This is a genomic window from Rudanella lutea DSM 19387 (assembly GCF_000383955.1).
Classification (GTDB): Bacteria; Bacteroidota; Bacteroidia; order Cytophagales; family Spirosomataceae; genus Rudanella; species Rudanella lutea.
This window is the reverse complement of the sequence record NZ_KB913013.1, coordinates 2,918,887-2,935,341: the sequence shown is the minus strand read 5'-3', so window position 1 is coordinate 2,935,341 and position 16,455 is coordinate 2,918,887. Positions and strand designations below refer to the sequence as shown.

13 protein-coding genes are annotated in these 16,455 nt (G+C 55.7%); 5 read left to right on the top strand and 8 right to left on the bottom strand.

Annotation, left to right across the window (positions count from 1 at the left end):
* Positions 1–10 precede the first annotated feature (10 nt).
* The 3 genes from RUDLU_RS0112120 to RUDLU_RS0112110 all read right to left on the bottom strand — a co-directional run bounded on the left by RUDLU_RS0112120 (position 11) and on the right by RUDLU_RS0112110 (position 4,613).
* Positions 11–856 (bottom strand): sugar phosphate isomerase/epimerase family protein, encoded by an 846-nt coding sequence (locus tag RUDLU_RS0112120; protein WP_019988657.1) that lies wholly within the window; start codon positions 854–856, stop codon positions 11–13.
* 121 nt (positions 857–977) lie between these two features.
* Positions 978–2,648 (bottom strand): NFACT RNA binding domain-containing protein, encoded by a 1,671-nt coding sequence (locus RUDLU_RS0112115; RefSeq protein WP_019988656.1) that lies wholly within the window; start codon positions 2,646–2,648, stop codon positions 978–980.
* Positions 2,649–2,801: 153 nt separating this feature from the next.
* On the bottom strand, positions 2,802–4,613 hold the full coding sequence (locus tag RUDLU_RS0112110; protein WP_019988655.1) for a glycosyltransferase: 1,812 nt from the start codon (positions 4,611–4,613) through the stop codon (positions 2,802–2,804).
* Positions 4,614–4,781: 168 nt separating this feature from the next.
* Here RUDLU_RS0112110 and purU point away from each other — a divergent pair, with 168 nt between their 5' ends.
* Positions 4,782–5,606, top strand: a complete 825-nt coding sequence (purU, locus tag RUDLU_RS0112105; RefSeq protein WP_019988654.1) for a formyltetrahydrofolate deformylase — start codon at positions 4,782–4,784, stop codon at positions 5,604–5,606.
* 97 nt (positions 5,607–5,703) lie between these two features.
* Positions 5,704–7,059, top strand: coding sequence for a PQQ-dependent sugar dehydrogenase (locus tag RUDLU_RS0112100; RefSeq protein ID WP_019988653.1), 1,356 nt, complete (start codon positions 5,704–5,706; stop codon positions 7,057–7,059).
* 108 nt (positions 7,060–7,167) lie between these two features.
* Here RUDLU_RS0112100 and RUDLU_RS0112095 read toward each other — a convergent pair whose 3' ends face one another.
* The gene (locus RUDLU_RS0112095) at positions 7,168–8,190 is read right to left on the bottom strand and encodes a helix-turn-helix transcriptional regulator (protein WP_019988652.1); all 1,023 of its coding nucleotides are present in this window, start codon (positions 8,188–8,190) and stop codon (positions 7,168–7,170) included.
* Positions 8,191–8,348: 158 nt separating this feature from the next.
* Between RUDLU_RS0112095 and RUDLU_RS0112090 the strand changes: the two genes are divergently transcribed.
* Positions 8,349–8,762 carry a pPIWI_RE_Z domain-containing protein gene (locus RUDLU_RS0112090; RefSeq protein ID WP_019988651.1) on the top strand — a complete coding sequence of 138 codons (414 nt, stop codon included), beginning with the start codon at positions 8,349–8,351 and terminating at the stop codon, positions 8,760–8,762.
* A gap of 206 nt (positions 8,763–8,968) precedes the next feature.
* Complete coding sequence (gene hemE, locus RUDLU_RS0112080; protein WP_019988649.1) at positions 8,969–10,012, top strand: uroporphyrinogen decarboxylase; 1,044 nt, start codon at positions 8,969–8,971, stop codon at positions 10,010–10,012.
* A gap of 139 nt (positions 10,013–10,151) precedes the next feature.
* Here hemE and RUDLU_RS0112075 read toward each other — a convergent pair whose 3' ends face one another.
* The 3 genes from RUDLU_RS0112075 to RUDLU_RS0112065 are packed head-to-tail and all read right to left on the bottom strand — an operon-like array spanning position 10,152 to position 13,362.
* Positions 10,152–11,501, bottom strand: coding sequence for a hypothetical protein (locus RUDLU_RS0112075; protein ID WP_019988648.1), 1,350 nt, complete (start codon positions 11,499–11,501; stop codon positions 10,152–10,154).
* A complete protein-coding gene (locus RUDLU_RS0112070; protein WP_019988647.1) occupies positions 11,488–12,039 on the bottom strand; it encodes an RNA polymerase sigma factor in 552 nt (183 codons plus the stop codon). The genes RUDLU_RS0112075 and RUDLU_RS0112070 overlap by 14 nt, the downstream gene beginning before the upstream one ends.
* Before the next feature lie 57 nt (positions 12,040–12,096).
* Positions 12,097–13,362 (bottom strand): Ig-like domain-containing protein, encoded by a 1,266-nt coding sequence (locus RUDLU_RS0112065; protein ID WP_157580174.1) that lies wholly within the window; start codon positions 13,360–13,362, stop codon positions 12,097–12,099.
* 204 nt (positions 13,363–13,566) lie between these two features.
* Between RUDLU_RS0112065 and RUDLU_RS0112060 the strand changes: the two genes are divergently transcribed.
* Entirely contained in the window at positions 13,567–15,405 is a 1,839-nt protein-coding gene (locus tag RUDLU_RS0112060) for an ABC transporter ATP-binding protein (protein WP_019988645.1), read from the top strand.
* A 67-nt stretch (positions 15,406–15,472) separates the two neighbouring features.
* Here the strand turns inward: RUDLU_RS0112060 and RUDLU_RS0112055 are convergent, their stop codons facing one another.
* The gene (locus RUDLU_RS0112055; protein ID WP_019988644.1) at positions 15,473–16,360 is read right to left on the bottom strand and encodes a hypothetical protein; all 888 of its coding nucleotides are present in this window, start codon (positions 16,358–16,360) and stop codon (positions 15,473–15,475) included.
* Between the last annotated feature and the right edge of the window lie 95 nt (positions 16,361–16,455).

The window sequence follows — 16,455 nt, the reverse complement described above, 5'->3', positions numbered from 1 at the left end:
CCTCCTTCCCTTATTTATTCGCTCGCAAAAAAGCGATACTCTGCGGTACCTGCTCCATCGACCGCGACGATTCGTCTTCGATAAAATGATGGCGGACACCAGCTTTGCGGGCGGCTTTCATAAATTCGGCAATGCCAATATCGCCCTGCCCCAGCGTTACGTTGGTTTCCACATCGGCCCGGCCGTTCTGAGCGCCGGGGGTACCGGGTTTCCGGTCTTTCAGGTGCGACAGCAAAAACCGTTTGGGGTATTTCTGTAGCAGGGCTACCGGGTCTTCGCCGGGCATTTTGGCCCAAAACACATCGAGTTCGAAATTGACGTATTTGGGGTCGAGGTTTTTGGCGAGATAATCGAAATAGGTGCTGCCGTCGGGCCGTTTCTGGAACTCGTACCCGTGAATATGGTAGCAAAACGAAAGGCCATTTTGGGCCAGCAGTTTACCCGCCGTGTTAAATACTTCCACAGCCCGGTCGGCGTCGAATTGGGTAAACGAGTCGCCGGGATGCGGAATCCAGGCGCACGAGACGTACCGGGCACCAAATTCTTTTGCCTCCCGGATAATGCCGGGGACGTCGGTTTCGAGCCGTTCGAAGGCGGCTCCGGTACTGATCGCTTTCAGTCCGTTCTGATCCAGCAGTTTTTTGAATTCGGTGTTCGATAGCCCGTACGTACCGGCCAGTTCCACCTCCCGAAAGCCCATCTCCCGGACTTTGGCCATCGTACCGGGGACGTCTTTGGCAAATTGATTCCGGAAACTGTATAGCTGCACCCCAACCGGGGCAGGCGGCACTTTCTGAGCGAGCCCTGTAAGGTGCAAAGCCCCGAGCAGCCCAATCGACAAGAGTAGTGTTTTCATAGCCAGCAGACGTGTTTCGTAATGGGTACAAATAACTGCTGTAATAATACAAAAAATGGCTGCTTTGTTGGGGACGGAATTTGGTTAGAGGGTTTGCTCCTTTCACGACGAACCCCGACCGTTACCCCCTCGGTACTACCATCACCACTTCTTCCTTATCGACCACAACCTGCCCTTCGGCCAGACCTTTGGGCTTGCGAACGAATTTCTTGGGCGTGTAGATAACTGGGCACAGACTGTCGGTACGGCGTTTGGAGTACCAGGCCGCGAGCTCGGCGGCCCGCTCAATCACGGTTTTCGGAAATCGTTTGCCAGCCTGATATTTCACTACCACGTGCGAACCCGACACGTCGCGGGCGTGGAGCCACAGGTCTTCTTTGAACGCGTAACGCTGGGTGAGCAGATCGTTGTTTTTGGCGTTGCGGCCAATCAGAATCGTGTACCCTTCGTGTTGGATCTGCTTGAACAACTCAGCGGGTCCGGCTGCCGGGCCGCCGTCGGTCAGGAGGCCGTGCTGCTTCACGTACTTGCGGAGGGCTTTCAGGCTATCCACCTCCGCCAAGGCCGATTGATGTTGTCGGATTGTCCTGATCTCGGCTTCGCGCAGGTCGATCTGTTGCTGAATATGGTCAAGCTCAATCTTTTCGTTTTTCGCCTTTCGATAGTAGCCTTCCGCATTCTTCTGGGGGCTCAGGTCGGTTTTGAGTTTGATCAGAATGGGTCGGTCACGGTAAAAGTCGTATAGCTCTACCCGCTCGGGCGAGCGTTGTCCCGGCGGTTCTGGAATGGCGTGGAGGTTGGCCATCAGAATATGGGCAATTTCTTCGTGGGTTGCCCCCTCTTCGCGGCCAATCTGGCGTTCGAGGTTCGCGTCGATCTGGGCTTCGGCCCGTTTCAGACGCTTGTCGAGCAGGCGCAGCACTTCCCCTTTTTCGCGCTCAAAATAGTTGAGTCCGGCAAAATTGGTGTAGAACCGATTGCTGGCTTCGATAGGGTTATCGAACGTTTGCCGAATCTCGCCCAGCGGCACCAGCGCCAGTGTCGGCCGGTGCTCAAATGTGGTCAGGTAGTAGGTAGGATTGTCGAGCAAAGCCAGCACCGACTGAATCTCGGCCCATTTTGCCTCACCAGACCGCCGGACCGCCCTTGCTCCATCGTCGTCGGAAGGGGAGGAGGTAAGTTCCTGATTTTGGTTGAGATAAGCATTTACTTCCTTCCCGAATGTGGGGAACAGCTTCCGATGGTCGAAGCCGGCCCGCTCAAAGGCTTCGTATGACTGATCGAGGGGCCGGTCGAGGGTGTCGAGCCGAAGGGTTTGGTCAGAGGCCAGTTTCTGATTGAACAACTCAACGACCTCGTTGCCCTGAAACGCGAGCAGATTGGGCCGGTTACCAAAAAACTTGAAAAGCAGGGTGTACCCGTCGTCGAGCGTGATACCCAGGCACCGTTCGTTCAGGAACGTGCGCACGCCCATCACCAACCGCCCAGGGGGCGCGCCCTGTTCGAGGGCTTCCTCGTCGTCGGGTGAGATGCCGATTACCTGCCCAAACAGGTCGATGCTGTTGGTACGGGCCCGTTGTACCACATCGGGGAAAAGCAATCCCGAAAAATCGGGTCGGAGGCTGGTCTTGATGTAAAACGGACGGTAGTAGTTTGCCTTGCCTTTGGCCTGCGCAAACACCAGCACCAGCTCGTCGCGGTCCTGACTGAAACACTCCATCAGGCGCAGCCCCTGAATGTGCCCCTCCAGTACGGGAGCCAGCTGGCGAAGGAAGTAATAATTTGTATGCACGTTGGGTAGAGACGCAATCGGGTGAGTCTCGTTGCCGGATGGTTCTTAGTAATGTCGATGAAACAGGTCCGCTGTTGTGGAAATCCCTGGCATCTGGCAGATAACTGCGGAGACGCCAGGGATTGCTGAACTGAGACGCAAGGGGTTGCGTCTCTACTTTCGGCGTTTCAGGGCCAGGTCGTGGGCCGTGTCGTAGTACGAGCGGAGGTTGGTCCAGTCGAACACTTCGGCGATGCTTTCGACCCGGTTGCGCTGCTGAATCCGGTCGCGCTGACTCATCCGGACAAAGCGCCAAAGGATGTTGGCGAGTTGGTCGGCAGCCTGATTGAAATTCTGACTCCGCCGGTCGACCACGTAGATGCCCCGGTTTTCGTAGTCGCGCATGATCTGCATGATAAAGTCGCCGAAGCCCGACTGATCGCTCGTTACGGTCGGAATTCCACGCACTACGCATTCCAGTGGTGTGTAGCCCCAAGGCTCGTAGTAGCTCGGGAAAACACCGAGGTGGCACCCCCGCACAAACTGGCTGTAATCGAGTTTGAAGAGCGGGTTGGTTGAGGCAATAAAGTCGGGGTGGTACACGATTTTCACCCGGTCGTACTCATTGTTCACCAGGTTCGACTGCCGGATAAACCGCGTCATATCGTCTTCCTGCACCAGATCGTGCGTCACAAACGGAGGCAGTTGCTTCGTTTTCCAGCTTTGTACGGTGCGCCGGAGCCGGAGCCGCCAGTAATCGTCTACAAAACTGTTGAGGTCGGGCAGGGTATTCTGCGACGACGATGCGGCTGCGTGGAAGAGCCGCTCGCCCACCTGCGTTTCGATGTTTTCGCAGGTGTCGCGGATCTCGTCGAGCAGGGCGCGCGAGTGCAGCACTTCGGGGTTGATGGACCGGTAGGGCTGTTTCGTCACCATAAACATCACCACGGTGGTGTCCATGTTGGCTTCGCGCATCCGCCAGTTGAGCCGGGCGAGGGCTTCGAGCGTCAGGTCATAGCCTTTGTTCGAAAACTCAAACCGACCCGAGGTGAAGAAGTACAGCGTTTTTTCAAGATCAAACGAATAGTTATGGAAGAAATGGCCCATCACAAATTCGTGGATGTTCTCCTTGTACTTCACGTGCAGGTTCTGAAACTCGTGCGTGGCCGCAAACCGGGTGATGTTGAGGCCGTTGGGAAGGACCAGATCGGGGTTACGACCCAGAAAAACCTCGCACTCACGGGCGGTTACGTCGCTGACGGTGGTAAACGTGTGGCTGTTGATAGCCGCCAGTCGTTCGATGGTTGCCTGAGCCTCGATACCGTAGTGCCGGGCCTCTTTGAGCCAGTCGAAGAAAGGCAGCTTCCCGTAGAATCCCTCTACGTTTTGGGCCAGATACCGCCCCAGCATAGTGGCATGGGTGGTAAACACGGTGGCCACCTTCACATTGTCGTGCCGGAGGTCGGGCAGGCCGGTGCTTGCCATCCATTCGTGAAAATGGGCGCAGAAATCAACCCGTTTGGCGTGCCCCTCGGCCAGCAGTGTCAGAAACACGCGCACCATTTCGCCAAAGGCAATGGTCTGATTGACCAGATCCTCCACACCGAGGGTAGGGAGTTTATGGCGCTCCCAAAGGCCCGCCTTGATGGCGTCGAGCTGATCCGTGACGCTTTGCAGGTTAAAGAGCACCACGCGGGGGCGGCCCGTAATGAGCCAGTAGCCATATTCGACTTCGTAGCCCAACTGGCGCATTTTGCGTACAGTCTGCCCTATTTCGGTTTCGTCGGGTTCGGTGATGGGTTCAAATTCGGCGGCTGCCTTGGCCGGGAAATAAGGGCCCAGCAACAGGTAATTGTCGTCCCACTTCTCGACCATTGCCGGGACTTTCGATCGGATGACCGTGTAAATGCCGCCAACCTGGTTGCATACCTCCCAGGCAATTTCGATAAGCAGCTTACGCTTTGTCGTTGAAAATACGGATTCCAATGCTTCGAATGGATTAAGAGGGGGTGGCTGAAAACTTTGGCCAAACTACAGACTACAACTGACAAATGATAGCCGGTAGGCCAAAAACGAGGAAGTGCTGGATTTTGCTTATTTTGCGCCCCCAGCGTTATACAACCTCGCATGACCAACTCCCGACATATTCTTCTCATGGACGGCCCCGACCAGAGAGGGCTAATTTACCACGTTACGAACATCTTATTCAGACAAGGTCTCAATATTATTCGGAACGATGAATATGTTAGCCCCGACGGGCAGTTTTTTATGCGAACCGAGTTTGAAAGCAGCAACGTGCAAGACCAGCTCGACGGCCCGGCTCTGTTGGCCCAGTTGAGCGAAGGCCTCGACCCCGCCATTACGCTTCGGCTCAACCCCCGCAAAAAGAAAAATGTGGTGTTGTTGGTTACTAAAGAACACCATTGCCTCGGCGAACTACTTATCCGGTACGCCTTTGATGAGCTTGATGCCGATATTTTGGCCGTTGTAAGCAACTACAACCACCTGCAACCGCTGGTGAGTAAGTTCGGCATTCCGTTTCACTATATCTCGCACGACCACAAAACCCGCGAAGAACACGAAGAGGCTATTCTACGTACGCTGGCTATTTACGAGCCCGAGTATCTGGTACTGGCCAAGTACATGCGTGTGCTCACGCCCGAGTTTGTGCGGCATTATCCCAACCGGATTATCAACATTCACCACTCGTTTTTGCCTGCTTTTGTGGGCGCAAGCCCGTACCGGCAGGCCTATGAGCGGGGCGTAAAAATTATTGGGGCCACGGCTCACTTTGTCAACAATGACCTCGACGAAGGACCCATTATCACGCAGGATGTGAAAGAGGTAGATCATCGGCATACGGCTACCGATATGGCCACTATGGGCCGCGATGTGGAGAAACTCGTTTTATCCAAAGCCCTCAAACTGGTTTTCAACGACCGGGTGTTTATTCACAACAACCGCACAGTGGTGTTTTAAGAGCTCGCAAACAGGCACCTACCACCTGTTTGATTCTGGGGAATCTACACAAGTTGTGCAGTATCTTTGATTGCACACCTTACTCCTTGTGTAGCCTATGAAGTTAATCTTTACCTTTTTTGTGTTTATAAGTAGTCTCGCGGTGACGCTGACGTTCGCGCAGACGCCCGTCGTCAGGCTCAAAACGGTAACTGGCGGGCTCTTCCATCCGATTGATCTGGCTTCAATGGATGCCAACCGACACCTGATCGGGCAGGCCAACGGTAAAGTGCGGCTGGTGGAGAACGGGATTCTCAACCCAACACCTTATCTGGACATCAGTCCGCTTGTGCAGGATACGTCGTATAACGGTATTTTCGGCCTTTGTGTGCACCCTCAGTTTGCCGTTAATGGTTACCTGTACGTGCAGTATTTCCGCAAAACGGATAAAGCCGCTGTAGTGGCTCGCTACACCCGTGATTCGCTCAACCCCAACCGGGCCAACCCGGCATCGGCACAGGTTGTATTTGTGGTGCCTTACCCTACGTTTGGCCATCGGTCGGGCCGCATGGCGTTTGGGCCCGATGGGTATTTGTACATCACAACCGGCGACTCGGCTCCCGGCGACCGGGGTTCGATTGGCGACCCCAACGGATACGCGCAGAACCCGCGCAGTCCGTTTGGTAAGCTATTTCGGATTGATGTCGATAAGGGAAACCCCTACGCTATTCCGCCCGGTAACCCGTTTACTACCCCGAACGATAGTATTCCTGATGAGTTGTACGCTGTGGGTTTGCGAAACCCCTGGCGCTGGAGCTTCGACCGGCTCACCGGTGATCTTTGGATTGCCGATGTGGGGCAGGATGGCTGGGAGGAGGTAAACTTTACACCCGCCGGGGCCACGGCTCCGCAGAATTACGGCTGGCGATGCTACGAAGGCAATGTGCCGTACGTAACTACCGGTTGTAGTGCCACCACTACGTATGCGATGCCCCTGCATACCTATGCTGGGTACAATAACAACAGCAATCAGCTGGCATCGGTAACGGGCGGCTTTGTGTACCGGGGCGAACGCTACCCGGAGCTACAGGGCTGGTATATTTACGGCGACTGGAATGCAGGAACGATCTGGACGCTCCGGCGGAATACCGCTACCGGAACCTATCAAAATGTGCAACAGGCGGCTTCGGTAGCTAATCTGGTATCATTTGGCGAAGGTGCCGACGGCGAGCTGTATGTTCTGTCGTTCAATAGTGGTACGCTGTATCAGATCACGACAGATGCCATTGTGAGCCGCCAAACCGGCGACTGGCACACCGCATCGACCTGGGATTGTGCCTGCATCCCCTCGGCGAGTAGCCGGGTGGTGGTGGCGCCGGGGCACAAGGTTACGGTTGGGCAACCGGCCCCGGTACGTTCGGTGCGGGTGTTGGGTGGCCTACGCTTCGAGGGTGGGGGCGTACTTCGGTATTAGAATTTAATGTATAATGTGTAGTGTAGAATGTAGAATGAGTTGTCTGATAATCAACAGAATAGGCCATTGTCCATTGTCCATTACCCATCATTCATTCCTCATTATAGCTTACCGGTACTTGGTCAGCGTAGCCTGCAACGACTCGCGCATGGCTTCGACCAGGCTGGGGGGGGCCAACACGGTGAGGTCTTCGCCATAGCTGCGCAGGTGCATCATGAGGTCACGGTTGGGCGCGAGCCGGAGCCGGATTCGGCACTCGGTATCGGTGTCGAGCACCACCTCTTGGCTCTGGTGAATGGGTTTGGCTTTCACGTACCGGCCACGCAACGGCGTAAACGACAATACGATCTCCTCAACCGGGCCACTGCTGTCGGTAATGCCGTAGATATGCTCGAACAACTCGCTCACACTCGCCATCACGGCTGGTGGTACGTCGCAGGGGTTATCCGTAATTTCCAGGTCGCTCATTCGGTCGAGGGCAAACGTGCGCTCTTTACCGGTTTTCTCGTCGTACCCGATCACATACCAACTGTCGTACACTTCGCGGAGTAAAATGGGGTGCAGCGTTCGGAGGGGGAGAGCCTCCTTGCGGGCGGGGGCCGGCTCGTCGCTTTCGTGTTTGCTGTATCGGAAGGTAATCTGCCGGTTCTGATTCACCGCCCTGACCAGTATGGGTACGTAATGCCGGTTACCATCCAGAATCCGTTCTTCTACGTACACCACTCGCCGGGTAGGCATATCGGTTTTCACCTCCCGGATAATATCGAGGCTCTGCCGTACCTTCTGAAGGGCGTTGCTCAGCTCGTCGGCAACCGAGGCACCCTGCGTAGCGGCCAATACCTCGCGGGCGTAGTCGAGAGCTTCCATATCGTCGGGGTTGAGCATCAGTTGCAACAACCGAAATGAGGGGTCGGTGTAGTAGTAGCCATTGGCACGTTTGTCGTAAGCAATGGGGGCATCGTGGTCTTCACGCATTCGCTGAATGTCTTTTTCAAGCGACGAGATAGACCGGATACCGCATTTCTCCTGACAAAGCTCAAACAACCTTTGCTTGGAATACCGGCGGGGGTAGCGACTGATGACTTCGTCAATGAGTCGGTAACGCTGAAAGGCAGATCGGGTGATAGGCATAGGGTATCGGGTAGAGACGCAACACATTGCGTCTCAGTTTAGCAAAAAAATTCTGTCGTACACCAAAAATACGGGAAGAACGGAAAAAGGTTACGGTCTGGGGGGCGCAGCTTTGTAGCGAACAATAAACGACCACCGGTTTACGGTGAGTTATACTAATGAACGCACACATTGCCTCCGTTTCATTCACCAGGGGTGCTCATGCAACGGCTCGGGCTGTCAGTCTGACGGCCCGGCAGTTGTCTGAGGTGGAATTGGGCCTGTTTTTGCTTTCGCAACTATCGCCCTCAGCACCGCCAACAGCCTTGCCGGCCTTACTCAACGGTTCCGATCTGTTGGGAGCCGAACGTCCTGTCTGGACAGCTAAACAACACAAATACTGGCAACGCGGGCAACTCTTGCTTGCCCGCTTTCGCGAGCCCTCTGTCTGGAACCGGCTTATCGAACGGTACGCCCTCCTGACCGGAACGTTGGCCGCTTACGACGTTAGCGGGGATCGGAGCTGCTTCCGGGAAAAGTCGGTTGGTTTTTTCCGGAACCGAACCGCCACCTTCCGGCAGATGCTGGCTTAGTCGAGATGTCATCTCGTTTAGAGAGATGACATCTCTAAACTTACGCGCGGCTTAAGAAGCTGTTTGAGTTAGGAATTTGAGCCCGAAAGCTGCGCTTATTGGCCAAAGCAATTAACTCAAACAGCTTCTGAGGGCTGACTTTTATCCGCAGCAACAGAGATGACATCTCTCCAAACGAGATGTCATCTCTGTTGTATCTTTGCGGCATGAATTTGCAAAACGATCTGTTGCTCCGGGCGGCCCGGGGCGAAGCTGTAGAGCGGGTGCCTGTTTGGATGATGCGTCAGGCGGGCCGGATGCTGGCCGAGTATCGGGCGGTTCGGCAACGGGCCGGTGACTTTATCACGCTCGCCAAAACCCCCGAACTGGCCGCTGAGGTAACCATTCAGCCGGTCGACCTGCTGGGTGTCGATGCGGCCATTATCTTCTCCGACATTCTGGTGGTGCCCGAAGCCATGGGGCTGCCTTACGAAATGGTTGAAGCCCGCGGGCCGGTGTTCCCGACTACCGTTCGGACCCTCGCCGACCTCGACCGCCTGCGGGTAGCCGATGCCGAGACCGATCTGGGTTACGTGCTCGACGCCATTCGGCTGACCAAAAAAGAGCTGAACAATCGGGTGCCGCTTATCGGTTTTGCCGGGGCGCCGTTCACTATTTTCTGCTACATGACTGAGGGTAAAGGCTCTAAAACGTTCTCAGTCGCCAAAAAGCTGCTGTACACCGACCCGGCTTTTGCCCACGCCTTGCTGCAACGCATTACCGATAGCACCATTGCGTACCTGCGGGCTCAGGTACGGGCGGGCGCCAACCTGATTCAGATTTTCGATTCGTGGGCGGGCATTCTGTCGCCCGAGCAGTACAATACCTTCTCGTTGCCTTACATTCAGCAAATCTGTGATGCCCTGAACGATGCCACCGAGGGCGAAGTGGTGCCGGTAACCGTGTTTGCCAAAGGGGCATTCTTTGCCCGGCAGGCCATTGGGCAGCTATCCTGCTTGGTGGTGGGCCTCGACTGGAACATGGACCCCGCCGAGTCGCGGGTGCTGGTACCGAACAAAACCTTGCAGGGCAACATGGACCCCTGCGTGCTCTACGCCGATTTCGATGGGGTTAGGGCCGAGGTGAAGCGGATGCTCCAGGCTTTTGGTACGCAACGATACATTGCCAACCTCGGTCACGGGGTCTACCCGGATACTGACCCCGACAAAGCCCGTTGCTTTATTGAGTCGGTAAAAGAGTATAGCGCGTAACGACCTATTTGGAAGTAATAAGCGATGACATCTTGCGGTCTGAAAGCAAACGATGTCATCGCTGAATGAGTGGCATAACGAACACAACGCCCTTCAGGAGTCGACAAGCTGGCTCCTGAAGGGCGTTGCTTTTTGACTATTACCGCCGTAAGCCAACCGTGAGACCGTAGGTGTAAGGCCGAATCCGGAAAAGGCTTTCGCGGTCGCTGAGGGTGTTGAGGCCGTATTGTACCGTGGGGGCAACCCGCAGCCAGACCGACCCGCCAATAGGCCGTTCGATACCGTAGGCGGCCTGCACAAAGCCCGATACCGGATGCCCCGTGCGAGTTTGGGCGGGGCCAATCATGAGCCCTACGGTAGTACCTATGGTAGTGTAATGCCGCCAGGCACTCAGACTCCCTACGCGCCAGACCAACTCGGTGCCCACGCCCACAAAATGCCAGTTGGCATGCGTCTCCACCCGTTTGTCGCTGTAGTAGGGCGTTACGCGGACGGTTTTTTCGTCGATGCGCTCCACCCGTACGGAGTCGGGTGTAGGGTTGCGGGTTGTGTACGTTACCTGCTGGCTTAGGTGATTGTACGCCAAACTGGTACGCAACGACGCTTTTTTGCCCAGAGGCCACTCCACCCCCGCCTGAATTCGGACACCCACGCGCTCAGTCGACAGGGCGTGTTGGGTACTCAGATCGCGTATCAGTACACCGTCGGTCTGAATCGGATTGATACGTTGGTACAGGTACAAAGGCATGAAGCTCACGAACGAAATAGGGCGCTGTCGACTAACCACCGGCTGCTGGGGCGCGGCTTCGTCGGTAACAGGGGCCTGTATAGTGGGCAGATGCCACTTGCCGTAGCCCCTAAATGGCCTATTTCGCAGATCCTCTACCAGCTCGCTGGGGTTTTCCCAACGGGTTTGCTCTTCCAAAGCGATGGTTGACTGGGGCGCGGGTGTCGGGTTTGTTAGTGCCAAACCGGCCTCAGTGTCACGCTCTGGAAGAACCGCATGAATCGGTGCTTCAGTCAGCTCGGATCGGTTGCTCAAACGGGCTAACGTTAGCCGTGCGTTGGGTGCTATTCGGCCGTTGGGGTCTAACAGGAGAATGGGCTGAATGGATTCGTCGTCTGGTTCAACCCGTTGCCCGGCTTGCGCTTCTCTCTGGTTTGATGGTCCCTTCGTCTGCTGGTTTGCCCGTGCATAGCTTGGTGCCAACACTGGGGAGGATACCCGGTTTGCCGAAGTGGCTACGGGCATTGGCTCCGACTCGGTAAGCTGGCTCAGAAACCACGAGCCTGTCAGTAAGGTCAGGAGAGCTGCACAGACAAGCAGACGGTCATATCGGAAACCGGCACCCGGTTTCCGGGTCTGTAAGTCGGCCAGAATCCGGTTGAGTGCGTGGTCGGGTGGGTCGGCTCTGAAGTGGGCAAAGCGCTGCCGAAACTCATCCTCCCAGTCGTCGGGCTGTATGTTTTCGGGGTCAATGTTCTTCATAGCTGTAAATGCCCAATGTTTTCAATTTTTGTTTGAGCAGGTTTTTGGCCCGCGCCAGTTGCGATTTAGAGGTGCCTTCGGCAATCTGGAGCATCTCGGCAATCTGAACATGATTATACCCGTCGATGACGTACAGGTTAAACACCAGCCGATACCCGTCGGGGAGTTGCTCAATTAGTTCGAGTAGTTCGTAATTACCCAGTCGCGAAAGGGTGTCCAGATGGTCGTCCGACGCGTGCATCCAGGCGTCGTCGAGGTCGGTTTCGGCTTGCTGTTTATGATTTTTGTGATACACATTGATGGCGGTGTTCACCATCACGCGTTTCATCCAGGGTAATAATTTTTCGGACTGTTCGAGGGTGTGTAACTGCTGAAAAATCCGGATGAACCCCTCATGAAACATGTCTTCGGCTTCGGGCTGGCTGCGGGCGTATCGTCGGCAAAGGCCCATCAAACGCGTCTTGTACAGATTGTACAAGGCGGTTTGGGCCCGCACATCGTGCTGCTGACACGCGCGTAACAGGTCGATTTCGGTCATCCGGAGTAAATGTTAGGCAGACGACCGCCGGGCGGGGACAAACATGGGCTTCGGTACTCACGGTTTGAGGTTGATTTTTACCGTGGCGGTACTCGACTGCCCCTGCAGGTCGGTCAGTTCGTACGTAAAACTAATGATCCCCGGCATTGGATTGGCACTGAGGGTGTAAGTAATTTGACCATTAGGTAAAACCTGCACCGGAGCGTTGCCCGGATTAGCCTTGATGATCATGGACCGGAGCGGGGCGCACAGCATATCGTTGCCCAGCACATTGAGGCTCACCACCCCTTTACGCATGGCGGCTGTGGGGTTGCTCAGCGAAAACTCAAAGGTGTTGTTGTTAGCTTTCAGTGCGCAATTGGCGGCCGGCTGCCGAACGCTGATGTCGACGGTGGCTTCCAGACACGTGCCGTTTTCGCAACGCCGGTACCGGAGTTGATCGGTAGCGGTGTTGGGCAGGGGCTTGTACACAATGGTGTTGCTACGGGTGAGATAAGCGCTACCACCCGACGGGGCTTTCGACAAGGTCAGCGGCAGTGTGCGACTGGCTTTGCAGAGCTGATCGTTGATCAGCACCGGAATAATGAGGGAGTCGGTAGCAAACCGCTGGCGAAACGCTACTTCGTCGTTTCGGAGCAGCAACTTGCAGTCGGTGGCGGGGTTGCCCACAATAACGGTGGCGGTAGCCACTACGCAATCCTGAGCGGAGCCACCAACGGGGCACACCCGATAAACTAGGGTCTCGCGGCCGCTAAAGTCTTTGTCGGGCGTATAGATAACCTGCCCGGCTTCGATTCGTGCCTTGCCGTAGCGGGGGGCTACCTCGATACGGAGGGTGCCCACATCGGCCTGGCTATCACAAAACACATCGTTTTTCAGAACGGGGATCGTGATAGGGGTGTTGGTGGGCGTCTCGGCCCGGTCGGCCACCACACCTACGGTACAGGGCAGTTTGGTGGCGTCGGGGGCCATTGTTACATGAAACACCACGGGGGTGTTTGGTTTGTCGGGGCCTGGGCTGGCCGAGGAAAGCGTAAAGCTGTCGTCGCCCGCGACAAAAGCCATTTTGGGCGAATAAAGCAGCATACCGTTGGCCGCAAACGTAACGTCTCCAGAGGCCGGTTGGCGGTCAATGCGGAAGGTAGTAGCTGTTTTTAGTTCGGAGAGCTGTTTCAGATCGATGGCCAGCGGGTTGTCGGGCAGGGTCAGGAACTCGTTTTCGGTGCTGACGCTCTCAGTAGGGGGCGCTACATCCTGCCCAACCTGATCGCAGGCAAGGCAAGTCAGCAGCAAAACATAACAGAACGTAGAGAAACGAGTCATCAGTTGTCTAACGGGGATGAAGAGAGCCTGAACACACCAGGCAAATTTACGGGGTAATTCTACCAGAGGTTCACTGTACACAGACAGGGCCCCTGGGCAAAGGGTTGCATAGTTCGGTGATGCCGTTTGGGTTGATCGCCACTTTTGGGTTAAGTGTTGCGCAACCTCCTTCCAGTACCCTGAATCTATGTACCTTTGCGGCACATGAAGACGTACTTTCGCATTTTGTCGTACGCCCGTCCGCTGGGCCGCTTCCTGGCGCCGTTTTTGGCGACCTCGCTGTTGGCCAGCGTGTTTGGGGTACTCAATTTTACCTTGCTGATTCCGCTGCTCAACGTTTTGTTTAATCAGGTAAGCCCCGAAGAGGTAACCAAAATCCTGAACAAGCCTGCCCCGTCGCTATCGCTGGATACCTCCTTCACCGACGTTTTTCAGTACTACTTCGCGCAGTTTTTCCAGGCCTACGGGCAGGTGGGGGCGTTGCAGTTTGTGTGCGCCTTCATTGTTTCGTCGGTCCTGCTCAACAATGTGTTTAAGTATCTGTCGGTAAGGCAGTTGGAGGGCTTCAAGGCGCGTATGGTGTCGCGGCTGCGCGAGGCCGTTTTCGACCGGGCGGTACGTCTGCATCTGGGGTATTTTTCCAACGAGCGCAAAGGCAACCTGATTGCCCGCATCATGACCGACGTGCAGGAGGTGGAAGGCTCCATTGCCAACACCCTGTCGGCGGCTTCCAAAGAGTTTTTTCTGCTCATTGCCTACATTGGCGGCCTGTTTTACATCTCTACCAAGCTGACCTTTTTTGCGCTGCTCGTGATTCCGGTGTCGGGTGTGTTTATTTCGACGCTTGTGCGCCGGATGAAGCGCGACGCGCAGGATGGTCAGCAGCGGCTGGCGAGTATCCTGAGTATTCTCGACGAAACCTTTGGTGGTATGCGCGTGGTGAAAGGATTCAATGCCGAGGGGTTTGTGCTCGACAAGTTTCGGACCGAAAACAACGGGTACCGCGATTCGGTGCGGTCGTTGGCGTTCCGGCGCGAGTTGGCGTCGCCCTTCTCCGAAACCATGGGCGTGCTCGTGGTGGCCGGTATTCTTTTGTACGGTGGGTCGTTGGTCTTGTCGGGGCAATCGGAGTTGTCGGCGGCCGAGTTTATTTCGTACATCGCTATGTTTTCGCAGGTGACCCGCCCGGCCAAAGAGATTTCCAACGCGTTCAGCAGCTCGCAGCGGGGCATTGCCGCCGGCGACCGGGTGCTTCAGCTCATTGACACCCCGCAGGGCGTAGCCGACCGCCCCGGTGCGCAGGCGATTCAGACGTTCGACCGGGCCATTGAGGTTCGCAACGTATCGTTTGCCTACGAAAAAGGCGTTCCGGTGCTGAGTGAGGTCAATTTTACCCTTCAGAAAGGAAAAACCATTGCGTTGGTAGGCTCGTCGGGTGGGGGTAAATCGACCATTGCCGACCTGATTCCTCGCTTTTACGACCCCACTGAGGGGCAGATTCTGATCGACGGGCACGACCTACGCGACATCACGGTGGCCTCTCTGCGCGATCAGATGGGCATTGTGACGCAGGAGAGCATCCTGTTCAACGACACAATTTTCAATAACATTGCTTTCGGAAGTCAGGCTACGCCCGAGCAGGTAGAGCAGGCCGCTCGCATTGCCAACGCGCACGACTTTATCAGTCAGCAACCCAACGGCTACCAAACCCTCATCGGCGACCGGGGTAGCCGTTTGTCGGGCGGGCAACGGCAACGAATCAGTATCGCCCGCGCCGTACTGAAAAATCCGCCTATTCTGATTCTCGACGAAGCGACCTCGGCTCTCGATACCGAGTCGGAAAAACTGGTGCAGGAGGCCCTCACCCGCCTGATGGCCAACCGCACGACGCTCGTGATTGCGCACCGGTTGAGCACCATTCAACATGCCGACGAGATTTTGGTGGTGCATCAGGGCCGTATTGTGGAACGGGGGAGCCATCAGGATTTGCTCTCGCTCGATGCCGGTTTTTACCGCCGTCTGAGCACGTTGCAGCAGGTGTAGCTGAATGGGTGAATAGCTTGGATTCTGGTTCGGCCCCCCGACGCCAGAGCTATTCCCGCTCATTCATTTATGTTGGCGTTACCTCGCCAATCGGCGTTCTGGTTTTCAATGTGTTGGTTTGTCCGTACAGCGTGTATGCTATGCCGAGGTTCCAGATTTTCAGGATAATCCGTGACAGGATAAAGACCTGCTGAATCAGGAGCATAAGCCCGATGGTCAACCAGTTGGTCATCCCAATCAGCTCATCCAGGACAAAGTAGAGGCCAAATAACCCCGTGCCCAGGCCAATCAGGAGCCAATACCGGCCGTAGGTAGCCCGTAGGTTGCGCCAAACGAACCGGGTTGCTGTGCCAAACGCCCGGAAAGCCCCCGTTTCGTCTTCGCGGAACATAATCACTTTGGCATAGTCGCCCACGCACAGAATAAACGTGACGGCTATCGAAAACAGCCCGAACGCACCAGCCCCGATACCAAACAACCCGCGCTCGGTGAAGGTATCGGTGAGAGCAATAATGGCCAGCGCACCAATAACAAGCCAGATCAGACCGGCCGAAAAAACGAAAAGAACCGTTACCCCCAACAACCGCAGGTACCGCCCAAAATACGTGCTCGACGCCCGCCAGAAATCGACCATCCGGAAGCTTGGGCCGGGTTGCGCGAAGCGGTACAGGATGCCCCCCGCGAAGAAAACGCTCAGCAGCAGATAAGCAACTCCCACCCAGCGGCCCACCCGCAACAGGGGCGAAACAGCCTTGTCGTTTTGGGCCATAAAGTCGGAGTAGACCGTGTAATCGAAGCCGGGCAGCATCTGTAACGGGGCCAGCGAGTCGGCATCTTCGGCGGTGAGCGTCGAAAATAGAGGCAAGGCCACCAACAGCCCCAGCGCCAGCGACGCGCCGTACAAAATAGACAGCATCGGGCGGGATTTCAGGGTAATGAGTAACAGGGAATGCATAATGGATAATGAGGAATGGGTAATGTAGAATGGTGCGTAAGGTTCTGTTTTTCAGTATCAAGACTCTACTCAGTACTGAACAAAATGTACAATCC